This window comes from Burkholderia sp. RF7-non_BP4 (assembly GCF_001521935.1).
GTDB classification, from domain to species: domain Bacteria; phylum Pseudomonadota; class Gammaproteobacteria; order Burkholderiales; family Burkholderiaceae; genus Burkholderia; species Burkholderia diffusa.
In genome coordinates, this window is the sequence record NZ_LOTA01000091.1 from 1 (window position 1) to 11670 (window position 11670).

General features: G+C 60.5%; 8 protein-coding genes, 4 tRNA genes and 1 rRNA gene. All 13 read left to right on the forward strand.

What is annotated here, in order from left to right:
- Positions 1 to 7 precede the first annotated feature (7 nt).
- A 5S ribosomal RNA gene (rrf, locus tag WS49_RS28635) occupies positions 8 to 120 on the forward strand.
- Between the two features lie 1877 nt (positions 121 to 1997).
- Positions 1998 to 2083, forward strand: a tRNA-Tyr gene (locus WS49_RS28645).
- A gap of 43 nt (positions 2084 to 2126) precedes the next feature.
- Positions 2127 to 2200, forward strand: a tRNA-Gly gene (locus WS49_RS28650).
- 25 nt (positions 2201 to 2225) lie between these two features.
- A tRNA-Thr gene (locus tag WS49_RS28655) sits at positions 2226 to 2300 on the forward strand.
- A 65-nt stretch (positions 2301 to 2365) separates the two neighbouring features.
- Positions 2366 to 3556 carry an elongation factor Tu gene (gene tuf, locus WS49_RS28660; protein WP_006482910.1) on the forward strand — a complete coding sequence of 397 codons (1191 nt, stop codon included), beginning with the start codon at positions 2366 to 2368 and terminating at the stop codon, positions 3554 to 3556.
- A 59-nt stretch (positions 3557 to 3615) separates the two neighbouring features.
- A tRNA-Trp gene (locus WS49_RS28665) sits at positions 3616 to 3691 on the forward strand.
- 42 nt (positions 3692 to 3733) lie between these two features.
- Entirely contained in the window at positions 3734 to 4114 is a 381-nt protein-coding gene (secE, locus tag WS49_RS28670; protein ID WP_059535562.1) for a preprotein translocase subunit SecE, read from the forward strand.
- 1 nt (position 4115) lies between these two features.
- Entirely contained in the window at positions 4116 to 4673 is a 558-nt protein-coding gene (nusG, locus tag WS49_RS28675; RefSeq protein ID WP_006400672.1) for a transcription termination/antitermination protein NusG, read from the forward strand.
- A gap of 140 nt (positions 4674 to 4813) precedes the next feature.
- Entirely contained in the window at positions 4814 to 5245 is a 432-nt protein-coding gene (gene rplK / locus WS49_RS28680; protein ID WP_006400671.1) for a 50S ribosomal protein L11, read from the forward strand.
- Positions 5246 to 5944, forward strand: coding sequence for a 50S ribosomal protein L1 (rplA, locus tag WS49_RS28685; protein WP_059535563.1), 699 nt, complete (start codon positions 5246 to 5248; stop codon positions 5942 to 5944).
- 295 nt (positions 5945 to 6239) lie between these two features.
- Positions 6240 to 6737, forward strand: coding sequence for a 50S ribosomal protein L10 (rplJ, locus tag WS49_RS28690; RefSeq protein WP_038715103.1), 498 nt, complete (start codon positions 6240 to 6242; stop codon positions 6735 to 6737).
- A 63-nt stretch (positions 6738 to 6800) separates the two neighbouring features.
- Positions 6801 to 7175, forward strand: coding sequence for a 50S ribosomal protein L7/L12 (gene rplL / locus WS49_RS28695; RefSeq protein ID WP_021161757.1), 375 nt, complete (start codon positions 6801 to 6803; stop codon positions 7173 to 7175).
- Between the two features lie 377 nt (positions 7176 to 7552).
- The gene (gene rpoB, locus WS49_RS28700; protein WP_059535566.1) at positions 7553 to 11659 is read left to right on the forward strand and encodes a DNA-directed RNA polymerase subunit beta; all 4107 of its coding nucleotides are present in this window, start codon (positions 7553 to 7555) and stop codon (positions 11657 to 11659) included.
- Positions 11660 to 11670 lie beyond the last annotated feature (11 nt).

Here is an 11670-nt window from a genome sequence, read left to right on the forward strand (position 1 = left end):
CTCTTTGCCTGATGACCATAGCGAGTCGGTCCCACCCCTTCCCATCCCGAACAGGACCGTGAAACGACTCTACGCCGATGATAGTGCGGATTCCCGTGTGAAAGTAGGTAATCGTCAGGCTCCCTAAGCCAAGAACCCCCGCCCGAACAGGCGGGGGTTTTTGCATTGGCGCGATGGAAATGCGAGCGCAGGCAATCGATCTCCTCTGTTTGCTGCCCAAGCGCGTCGCCGGAATCCACCGCTTTCCATCAACCGGGCCAATCACCCGTCGATTCGCTGCAATCTCCAGCAAGGGAGGCGACTCGGGCCGGTTCGGCGACGCCTCCGGCAACGCATTTTTCCGGCCAATGTAGGTAACTATGTTCGAGGCGCGGGGGTTGCCGGTGTATGGCTGGCGCGTTTCATGGCAAATCCACGGTAGTTCGAGGCCGCGCGAGCATACCCGTTAGCATCCGAATGACGACCGAAATTCCCACGGAGCCCTCCGCCGCCGCCCAGTGTCGGGAGGTGACGTCGGTTTGCCTGCTCGATCCCGTCAGACGTCCCCGTGTTGGTTCTGACGAGAGCGAGCTACCAGATTCGAAGGGCATAGGCTTCGTCAACGAGCGAACGAGCTGCGCCACCGAAAAAGCCACGATCTTAGCCATCAACGCGAAATGCATACCGCTCGCGTCGACGCTGGTCGGCACATGAGGTGCACGCGGCGCTCGGATCACCCAGCGCGGAATGCTCGCCCGGTACAAGTCGCGGATCCAATTTTTGCCCTGATCTCGGCACGGCGTGAGCATCGCCGGGGCGGCGAGCAGCCGACGTTGAGGTGCTCGTGTCGGACGTTAGCTTCTCTGGCGCGCGTAGTCCGCAGGAGGCGTCGCATAGGCATCTCGATCAAAGTCGACGCGGAAGAACCGCCGGTCGACGCCGGATACTTCGCCGCCACCTACAACGCGGCGATGCCAGAGAGCGCGGCCCCGGAGGCAGTCGCGGACGCATGATGTTGAAGATCCCTTCGACCCACCTGATTGCGGCTCGCGGCGACGATGACACCGCCCGGAGCGGTCCGGAAGCTCGACCTGCCCGGACGTCCTGGTGCCGCTGATACGCGACGATTTGCACCCACACATCTGCCCATCATGTCGGCCACGCGTCACCGTCGCAGCGAACGCGCCGCGGTGCGGCAAGTATCGCGTCGGACCTTCGCGCAGCGGATCAACACATGAGTCGGACTATCGCAGCGAAGCCGCGCTATACGTCCGATATCCGATACGACACTCGGCCCGCTGACCACGGACTTCAACGTTGTTATGTGCCGTGCGAGCTGGCGCGCCTCTTTTGCGCGTCCTGCTTGCGGCATCGTGGTGCCGCCGGAGTGCGACATGGAGGCACCGAAGATCGCGCGAAAACACGAGAGAAGTCCGGACTTTGAATGAGGCGGGGGAGAGCGGGGGCTCGATCGCGTGAAAGCGGGACGGTATCGCGCCTCTATTCTGTCCCCAGAACGGAAAACGTGGGCCAATGGCGGTCCCTGTTCTGGCGGTTCGATTCCTGCATGTCGCAGCGGAGGATGCGAGCAGGCACTATATCCGGAACCCGATGTCCGGTGTGTCGGAGCCTCTGCGGATAGCCCGGCTGACCCCGGCCGGACGATGCGCTGACGCGCCACCGTTAAACGGCTTCAGATTGGTCCTGGCGTTTGCCGGATGCCTTTGCAAATCCCGCCGGCATGGAAATTGCGGATTTTTTGCATCTACCCGCTTGGCATTATGCGCGGAAGGCCTTATGATGGCGGTCTTTCGTTTTCAGCGAAGATGCAAATCGATGCTGAAGACGGAGGTCTGACGAAGATGTGGGCGCCGATCGGCGATCCTCTCGTGCTTGCCTCAGCCGGGCGAGCATGGGTGTCGAGTGAGTCGCGCAAGTAGGCTGGAAGAGGATGAAAATAATCTTCCGGATGTGCTTGACAAGAGTGCGATGCACCCCCATAATCGTCAGTTCTCTACGGAGGGGTGCCCGAGCGGCTAAAGGGGGCAGACTGTAAATCTGTTGGCTTACGCCTACGTTGGTTCGAATCCAACCTCCTCCACCAGAACATCAGCGCAGAGAGCGGTAGGGAATCGTTAGTGGCCCGTGCGGGTGTAGCTCAATGGTAGAGCAGAAGCCTTCCAAGCTTACGACGAGGGTTCGATTCCCTTCACCCGCTCCAGTCCGTGTAGTTGAAGCGTAATAGCGCCCATGTGGCTCAGTGGTAGAGCACTCCCTTGGTAAGGGAGAGGTCGGCAGTTCGATCCTGCCCATGGGCACCAGCAGTAAAAAGTCAGTGTCTGTTTGCGCGCGGCGCAACATGTGAAATTCCTTTCGGGAGTTGAAAATGGCCAAGGAAAAGTTTGAGCGGACCAAGCCGCACGTCAACGTTGGTACGATTGGTCACGTTGACCACGGCAAGACGACGCTGACGGCAGCGATCACGACGGTTCTGACGAAGAAGTTCGGCGGCGAAGCGAAGGCCTACGACCAGATCGACGCGGCACCGGAAGAAAAGGCGCGCGGCATCACGATCAACACGGCACACGTCGAGTACGAAACGGCAAACCGCCACTACGCACACGTCGACTGCCCGGGCCACGCTGACTATGTGAAGAACATGATCACGGGCGCAGCGCAGATGGACGGCGCGATCCTGGTTTGCTCGGCAGCAGACGGCCCGATGCCGCAAACGCGTGAGCACATCCTGCTGGCGCGTCAGGTTGGCGTTCCGTACATCATCGTGTTCCTGAACAAGTGCGACATGGTGGACGACGCTGAACTGCTCGAGCTGGTCGAGATGGAAGTTCGCGAACTGCTGTCGAAGTACGACTTCCCGGGCGACGACACGCCGATCGTGAAGGGTTCGGCGAAGCTGGCGCTGGAAGGCGACACGGGCGAGCTGGGCGAAGTGGCGATCATGAGCCTGGCAGATGCACTGGACACGTACATCCCGACGCCGGAGCGTGCAGTTGACGGCGCGTTCCTGATGCCGGTGGAAGACGTGTTCTCGATCTCGGGCCGCGGTACGGTGGTGACGGGTCGTGTCGAGCGCGGCATCGTGAAGGTCGGCGAGGAAATCGAAATCGTCGGTATCAAGCCGACGGTGAAGACGACCTGCACGGGCGTTGAAATGTTCCGCAAGCTGCTGGACCAAGGTCAGGCAGGCGACAACGTCGGTATCCTGCTGCGCGGCACGAAGCGTGAAGACGTGGAGCGTGGTCAGGTTCTGGCGAAGCCGGGTTCGATCACGCCGCACACGCACTTCACGGCTGAAGTGTACGTGCTGAGCAAGGACGAAGGCGGCCGTCACACGCCGTTCTTCAACAACTACCGTCCGCAGTTCTACTTCCGTACGACGGACGTGACGGGCTCGATCGAGCTGCCGAAGGACAAGGAAATGGTGATGCCGGGCGACAACGTGTCGATCACGGTGAAGCTGATCGCTCCGATCGCGATGGAAGAAGGTCTGCGCTTCGCAATCCGCGAAGGCGGCCGTACCGTCGGTGCCGGCGTCGTCGCCAAGATCATCGAGTAAGCCAGTTATTCGTTGATCGACAGTTTTGGGGCTGGCATCAGCCGGCCCCAACATGGTTTAGGGGTATAGCTCAACTGGCAGAGCGTCGGTCTCCAAAACCGAAGGTTGGGGGTTCGATTCCCTCTGCCCCTGCCAAAAATCGCCACGTGTCCCACGTGGCATTTGTTTTAAGGTGTTATGGCGAATCCATCCGTCGAAACTGTAAATACCTCCGGCGATAAGCTGATGCTGGCCCTGGGCGTATTGCTGGTCTTGGCCGGATTCGTGGGCTTCTTCTGGCTGGCCAACCAGCAGTGGTATGTCCGCGGCGCCGCATTGGCGGTAGGTATCATCGCCGGCGTGGCCGTCGGTCTGATGTCCGTGCCTGGCAAGAGCCTCATCGCATTTGCCAAGGATTCGTACAAGGAAGTCCGCAAGGTCGTTTGGCCCACCCGCAAGGAAGCAACGCAAACCACGCTTGTCGTGTTCGGTTTCGTGCTCGTGATGGCGATTTTCCTCTGGTTGAGTGACAAATCGATCGAATGGGTGATTTTCTCGGCGATTCTGGGTTGGAAATGATATGAGCGATACTCCGGCATCCCCGAGCGGAAAGCGTTGGTACGTCGTGCACGCCTACTCCGGTATGGAGAAGAGCGTGCAGCGCGCGCTTCAGGAGCGCATTGAGCGTGCTGGCATGCAGGATAAATTCGGTCAGATCCTGGTTCCGACCGAAGAAGTGGTCGAAGTCAAAGGCGGCCACAAGGCTGTAACCGAGCGTCGTTTCTTCCCCGGCTACGTGCTGGTGGAAATGGAGATGACGGACGAAACGTGGCACCTCGTGAAGAACACGGCGAAGGTCACGGGTTTCGTCGGCGGTGCGCGTAACCGCCCGACCCCGATTTCCCCGAAGGAAGTCGAAAAGATCATGTCGCAGATGCAGGAAGGCGTCGAGAAGCCGCGCCCGAAGACCCTGTTCGAAGTTGGCGAGATGGTGCGTGTCAAGGAAGGCCCGTTCACGGACTTCAACGGCACTGTCGAGGAAGTCAACTACGAAAAATCGCGCGTGCGTGTGTCGGTCACCATCTTTGGCCGCTCTACCCCGGTCGAACTCGAGTTCGGTCAGGTCGAAAAAGTTTGATCCCGATTCGGTGGGCAGCCTCGGCTGCCCACCTTCGCGCTTACGGCTCGCGTTATGGCCGTTGAGGAGCGTCAGTAGCCAACGGCGAACGCGCGTTATCACTCACCGAACGCCGTCTGGCGTTCCAACGAGGTTTACAAATGGCAAAGAAGATTGTCGGCTTTATCAAGCTGCAGATTCCTGCAGGTAAAGCCAACCCGTCGCCGCCGGTCGGTCCGGCACTGGGCCAGCGCGGCCTGAACATCATGGAGTTCTGCAAGGCGTTCAACGCGCAGACTCAAGGCATGGAGCCGGGTCTGCCGGTGCCGGTGGTCATCACGGCATACGCTGACAAGAGCTTCACGTTCGTGATGAAGACGCCGCCGGCGACCGTCCTGATCAAGAAGGCGGCGAAGGTGGACAAGGGCTCGAGCAAGCCGCACACCGACAAGGTCGGTTCGATCACGCGCGCTCAAGCCGAAGAAATCGCGAAGACCAAGATGCCGGACCTTACGGCAGCTGATCTGGACGCAGCCGTTCGCACCATCGCTGGTAGCGCACGCTCGATGGGCATCACTGTGGAGGGCGTGTAAATGGCTAAGATCTCCAAGCGCCGTCAGGCATTTGCCGCCAAGGTCGACCGTCAGAAGCTGTACGCGATCGAAGACGCACTGGCACTCGTGAAGGAATGCGCGAGCGCGAAGTTCAACGAATCGATCGACGTCGCAGTCCAGCTCGGCATCGACGCGAAGAAGTCGGACCAAGTCGTTCGTGGTTCGGTCGTTCTGCCGGCAGGTACGGGCAAGTCGGTTCGCGTTGCCGTGTTCGCACAAGGCGACAAGGCCGAGCAGGCTCGTGCAGCAGGCGCGGAAATCGTCGGTATGGAAGACCTGGCTGAGCAGATCAAGGCTGGCCAGATGGACTTCGACATCGTGATCGCTTCGCCGGACACGATGCGTATCGTCGGTACGCTCGGTCAGATCCTCGGCCCGCGCGGCCTGATGCCGAACCCGAAGGTCGGCACGGTCACGCCGGACGTCGCGACTGCAGTCAAGAACGCGAAGGCTGGTCAGGTGCAATTCCGTGTCGACAAGGCCGGTATCATCCACGCGACCATCGGCCGTGCATCGTTCGAATCGACCGCACTGCGTTCGAACCTGTCGGCACTGATCGAAGCGCTGCAGAAGGCCAAGCCGGCAACGAGCAAGGGCGTCTACCTGCGCAAGATCGCACTGTCGAGCACGATGGGTGTCGGCGTGCGTGTCGACCAGGCTACGCTGGCAGCACAGTAAGCAAGTATTCGGGCCGCTTCGTTCGCGACGCGGCCTACATGGGCTTTGGGCGGTTGTTCGTGCAGCAGGGCGGGCAACCGGTTATCAAAGACCGTTGGTGGGGCGCAGCAGGCAGGCGATCCCTTAATTCAAGCCAACGCAGATGGCGAACCCGAAAAAGTTTTGCAGTGGTGAAGCCGCAGGTCGTGAAGCGATTCACGGCGTGAGGTGGAAATACTCCTAACGAGGTCGGACGCCGTTGTTGAACGAGGTACGTGAGGTTTCGTGCCGAACGTATCGTTTCTGGAGGCTAACCGTGCCGCTTAATAGAGAAGACAAGCAAGCCGTCGTCGCTGAGGTTGCCGCGCAAGTCGCGAAGGCCCAGACCGTTGTGCTGGCTGAGTATCGTGGAATTGCGGTTGGCGATCTGACCAAGCTGCGCGCGAAAGCGCGTGAGCAACAGGTTTACCTGCGCGTGTTGAAGAACACGCTGGCGCGTCGCGCTGTTGAAGGTACGCCTTTTGCTCCGCTGGCAGAGCAGATGACTGGCCCCCTGATCTACGGCATCTCGGAAGATGCAATTGCTGCTGCTAAGGTCGTCAACGACTTCAGCAAGAGCAATGACAAGTTGGTCATCAAGGCTGGTTCGTTCGATGGCAAGGTGATGGACAAGGCTGGCGTGCAAGCGCTGGCAAGCATCCCGAGCCGTGAAGAACTGCTCTCGAAGCTGCTGTTCGTTATGCAATCGCCTGTTTCGGGCTTCGCGCGTGCTCTTGCCGCGCTGGCCGAGAAGAAGCAAGCAGAAGCTGCGTAATCGAGCGTGCATCAGCGTCACTGATCGCTGGCTGTATCCGAATTCAATTTAGGAGTATTTCAAATGGCAATCGCAAAAGAAGACATCCTGGCAGCAGTCGAAGGGATGACCGTTCTGGAACTGAACGAACTGGTCAAGGCATTCGAAGAGAAGTTTGGCGTGTCGGCAGCTGCAGTGGCAGTCGCTGGCCCGGCAGGCGGCGGCGCTGCTGCTGCTGCAGAAGAGAAGACCGAATTCACGGTCGTCCTGGCTGAAGCAGGCAGCAACAAGGTTGCAGTCATCAAGGCAGTTCGCGAACTGACGGGCCTGGGCCTGAAGGAAGCGAAGGACGTCGTTGACGGCGCACCGAAGGCTGTCAAGGAAGGCGTCGACAAGGCTGCTGCTGAAGAAGCCAAGAAGAAGCTGGAAGAAGCAGGCGCGAAGGTCGAAGTCAAGTAAGTTTCGACGCGCTGTGCGAAGGCTGGCGGTATTTTCACCGCCGGCCTTTTTGTGCTTTGTGGGGACGTTATTCTGGCACTCATTCGGGAGCCCGAATAATCGGCCCCAGAAGCCAAAGAAAACCGCCGAATCGTAAGCGATGGTCGCGATCGGCGTTTCTCTTTGTCTTCTGAAGCGACTGCAGAAGGCAAGTTTGGTCGGGTAGCGGGCAACACAGGCATCCGCTGCCGTCAGCCAGCGGTTGGTAGCGGCCAACCACCAAGCTTCTCGGCTCGTTCAAGCCATCGGGCGGCCATCGGGTCTCAGTCGGTGAACACTCGGGTTCGAAACGTCCAGGTATCCCGCCTCGACAGCACCCGCCGTGATTCGGAGATCGTATGCAATATTCCTTCACCGAGAAGAAGCGCATTCGCAAGAGTTTCGCGAAGCGCCCCATCGTTCACCAAGTTCCGTTCTTGCTGGCCACCCAGCTTGAATCATTCAGCACGTTTCTGCAAGCTGATGTGCCTGGCACGCAACGCAAGCCTGAAGGTTTGCAAGCCGCATTCACATCGGTATTTCCCATTGTTTCGCACAACGGCTTCGCGCGCCTCGAGTTCGTGAGCTATGCGTTGTCCGCGCCGGCATTCAACATCAAGGAATGCCAGCAGCGTGGCCTGACGTACTGCTCCGCGCTGCGCGCGAAGGTCCGCCTCGTCATCCTCGACAAGGAATCGCCGAACAAGCCGGTCGTCAAGGAAGTGAAGGAGCAGGAAGTGTACATGGGCGAAATTCCGCTCATGACGCCGACGGGCTCGTTCGTCATCAACGGCACCGAGCGTGTCATCGTCTCGCAGCTGCACCGTTCGCCGGGCGTGTTCTTCGAACACGACAAGGGCAAGACGCACAGCTCGGGCAAGCTGCTGTTCTCGGCACGGATCATTCCGTACCGCGGCTCGTGGCTCGACTTCGAATTCGATCCGAAGGACATCCTGTACTTCCGCGTCGACCGTCGCCGCAAGATGCCGGTCACGATCCTGCTGAAGGCCATCGGCCTCACGCCGGAACAGATCCTCGCGAACTTCTTCGTGTTCGACAACTTCACGCTGATGGACGAAGGCGCGCAACTCGAGTTCGTGCCCGAGCGCCTGCGTGGTGAAGTCGCGCGCTTCGACATCACGGATCGCGACGGCAAGGTCATCGTCCAGAAGGACAAGCGGATCAACGCGAAGCACATTCGCGACCTCGAAGCCGCGAAGACCAAGTACATCTCGGTGCCGGAAGACTATCTGCTCGGCCGCGTGCTGGCGAAGAACGTCGTCGACGGCGATACCGGCGAAGTGATCGCGACCGCGAACGACGAAGTCACGGAAAGCGTGCTCGAGAAGCTGCGCGAAGCGGGCATCAAAGATATCCAGACGCTCTACACGAACGATCTGGACCAGGGTCCGTACATCTCGTCGACGCTGCGTGTCGACGAAACGACCGACAAGACGGCCGCGCGCATCGCGATCTACCGCATGATGCGTCCGGGCGAGCCGCCGACCGAAGAAGCGGTCGAGGCGCTGTTCAACCGTCTGTTCTACAGCGAAGAAGCGTACGACCTGTCGAAGGTCGGCCGTATGAAGTTCAACCGCCGCGTCAGCCGTGACGAGATCACCGGCCCGATGACGCTGCAGGACGACGACATCCTCGCGACGATCAAGATCCTCGTCGAACTGCGCAACGGCAAGGGCGAAGTGGACGACATCGACCACCTCGGCAACCGTCGCGTGCGTTGCGTCGGCGAACTGGCGGAAAACCAGTTCCGCGCGGGTCTCGTGCGTGTCGAGCGCGCGGTCAAGGAACGCCTCGGCCAGGCCGAAAGCGAAAACCTGATGCCGCACGACCTGATCAACTCGAAGCCGATTTCGTCGGCGATCCGCGAGTTCTTCGGTTCGTCGCAGCTGTCGCAGTTCATGGACCAGACCAACCCGCTGTCGGAAATCACGCACAAGCGCCGTGTTTCCGCACTGGGCCCGGGCGGTCTGACGCGCGAACGCGCAGGCTTCGAAGTTCGTGACGTGCACCCGACCCACTATGGCCGCGTGTGCCCGATCGAAACGCCGGAAGGTCCGAACATCGGTCTGATCAACTCGCTCGCACTGTACGCGCACCTGAACGAGTACGGCTTCCTCGAGACGCCGTACCGCAAGGTCGTGGACAGCAAGGTGACCGACCAGATCGACTACCTGTCGGCGATCGAGGAAGGCCGCTACATGATCGCGCAGGCGAACGCCGCAATCGACGAGAACGGCACGCTGGTCGACGAACTCGTGTCGTCGCGTGAAGCCGGCGAAACGATGATGGTCACGCCGGACCGCATCCAGTACATGGACGTCGCGCCGTCGCAGATCGTGTCGGTTGCCGCTTCGCTGATCCCGTTCCTCGAGCACGACGACGCGAACCGTGCACTGATGGGTTCGAACATGCAGCGTCAGGCCGTGCCGTGTCTGCGTCCGGAAAAGCCGGTCGTCGGTACGGGCATCGAGCGCACCTGCGCGGTCGACTCGGGCACGACGGTTCAGGCGTTCCGCGGCGGCGTCGTCGACTATGTCGACGCAGGCCGTATCGTGATTCGCGTGAACGACGACGAAGCGGTCGCAGGTGAAGTCGGCGTCGACATCTACAACCTGATCAAGTACACGCGTTCGAACCAGAACACGAACATCAACCAGCGTCCGATCGTGAAGATGGGCGACAAGGTCTCGCGCGGCGACGTGCTGGCCGACGGCGCCTCGACGGACCTGGGCGAGCTCGCGCTCGGCCAGAACATGCTGATCGCGTTCATGCCGTGGAACGGCTACAACTTCGAGGACTCGATCCTGATCTCGGAGAAGGTCGTGGCCGACGATCGCTACACGTCGATCCACATCGAAGAGCTGAACGTCGTTGCACGCGACACGAAGCTCGGGCCGGAAGAAATCACGCGCGACATCTCGAACCTGGCGGAAGTCCAGCTCGGCCGTCTCGACGAATCGGGCATCGTGTACATCGGTGCGGAAGTCGAAGCGGGCGACGTGCTGGTCGGCAAGGTCACGCCGAAGGGCGAGACCCAGCTGACGCCGGAAGAGAAGCTGCTGCGCGCGATCTTCGGCGAGAAGGCTTCGGACGTGAAGGACACGTCGCTGCGCGTGCCGTCGGGCATGAGCGGTACCGTGATCGACGTCCAGGTGTTCACGCGTGAAGGCATCCAGCGCGACAAGCGTGCGCAACAGATCATCGACGACGAACTGAAGCGCTACCGTCTCGACCTGAACGACCAGCTGCGCATCGTGGAAGGCGACGCGTTCCAGCGTCTCGCACGGATGCTGGTGGGCAAGGTCGCGAACGGCGGTCCGAAGAAGCTCGCGAAGGGCACGAAGATCGACCAGGCTTACCTGGAAGACCTCGACCACTACCACTGGTTCGACATCCGCCTCGCGGACGACGAAGCAGCGGCATCGCTCGAAGCGATCAAGAACTCGATCGAAGAAAAGCGTCACCAGTTCGATCTCGCGTTCGAAGAGAAGCGCAAGAAGCTCACGCAAGGCGACGAACTGCCGCCGGGCGTGCTGAAGATGGTCAAGGTGTACCTCGCGGTGAAGCGCCGCCTGCAGCCTGGCGACAAGATGGCAGGCCGCCACGGTAACAAGGGTGTCGTGTCGAAGATCGTCCCGATCGAAGACATGCCGTACATGGCCGATGGCCGTCCGGCAGACGTCGTGCTGAACCCGCTCGGCGTGCCGTCGCGGATGAACGTGGGTCAGGTTCTGGAAGTGCACCTCGGCTGGGCCGCGAAGGGCCTCGGCTGGCGTATCGGCGAAATGCTGCAGCGTCAGGCGAAGATCGAGGAACTGCGCGTGTTCCTGACGAAGATCTACAACGAGTCGGGCCGCCAGGAAGACCTGGAAAGCTTCACCGACGACGAGATCCTCGAACTCGCGAAGAACCTGCGCGAAGGCGTCCCGTTCGCAACGCCGGTGTTCGACGGTGCGACCGAGGAAGAAATGGGCAAGATGCTCGACCTCGCGTTCCCGGACGACATCGCGGAACAGCTCGGCATGAACCCGTCGAAGAACCAGGTCCGCCTGTACGACGGCCGCACGGGCGAGATGTTCGAACGTCGCGTGACGCTGGGTTACATGCACTACCTGAAGCTGCACCACTTGGTCGACGACAAGATGCACGCGCGTTCGACCGGCCCGTACTCGCTCGTCACGCAGCAGCCGCTGGGTGGTAAGGCGCAGTTCGGTGGCCAGCGTTTCGGTGAAATGGAAGTGTGGGCACTCGAAGCGTACGGCGCGTCCTACGTGCTGCAGGAAATGCTGACGGTGAAGTCGGACGACGTGACCGGCCGGACGAAGGTTTACGAGAACCTCGTGAAGGGCGATCACGTGATCGATGCAGGCATGCCGGAATCCTTCAACGTGCTCGTGAAGGAAATCCGCTCGCTCGGTATCGACATCGATCTCGACCGCAATTAATCGGACTACGG

Excerpts from the sequence above, each read along its gene's own strand:
- rplL (WP_021161757.1), top strand. The coding sequence starts at position 6,801 with ATGGCAATCGCAAAAGAAGACATCCTGGCAGCAGTCGAAGGGATGACC.
- secE (WP_059535562.1), top strand. The coding sequence starts at position 3,734 with ATGGCGAATCCATCCGTCGAAACTGTAAATACCTCCGGCGATAAGCTG.
- nusG (WP_006400672.1), top strand. The coding sequence starts at position 4,116 with ATGAGCGATACTCCGGCATCCCCGAGCGGAAAGCGTTGGTACGTCGTG.
- tuf (WP_006482910.1), top strand. The coding sequence starts at position 2,366 with ATGGCCAAGGAAAAGTTTGAGCGGACCAAGCCGCACGTCAACGTTGGT.
- rplK (WP_006400671.1), top strand. The coding sequence starts at position 4,814 with ATGGCAAAGAAGATTGTCGGCTTTATCAAGCTGCAGATTCCTGCAGGT.
- rplA (WP_059535563.1), top strand. The coding sequence starts at position 5,246 with ATGGCTAAGATCTCCAAGCGCCGTCAGGCATTTGCCGCCAAGGTCGAC.
- rpoB (WP_059535566.1), top strand. The coding sequence starts at position 7,553 with ATGCAATATTCCTTCACCGAGAAGAAGCGCATTCGCAAGAGTTTCGCG.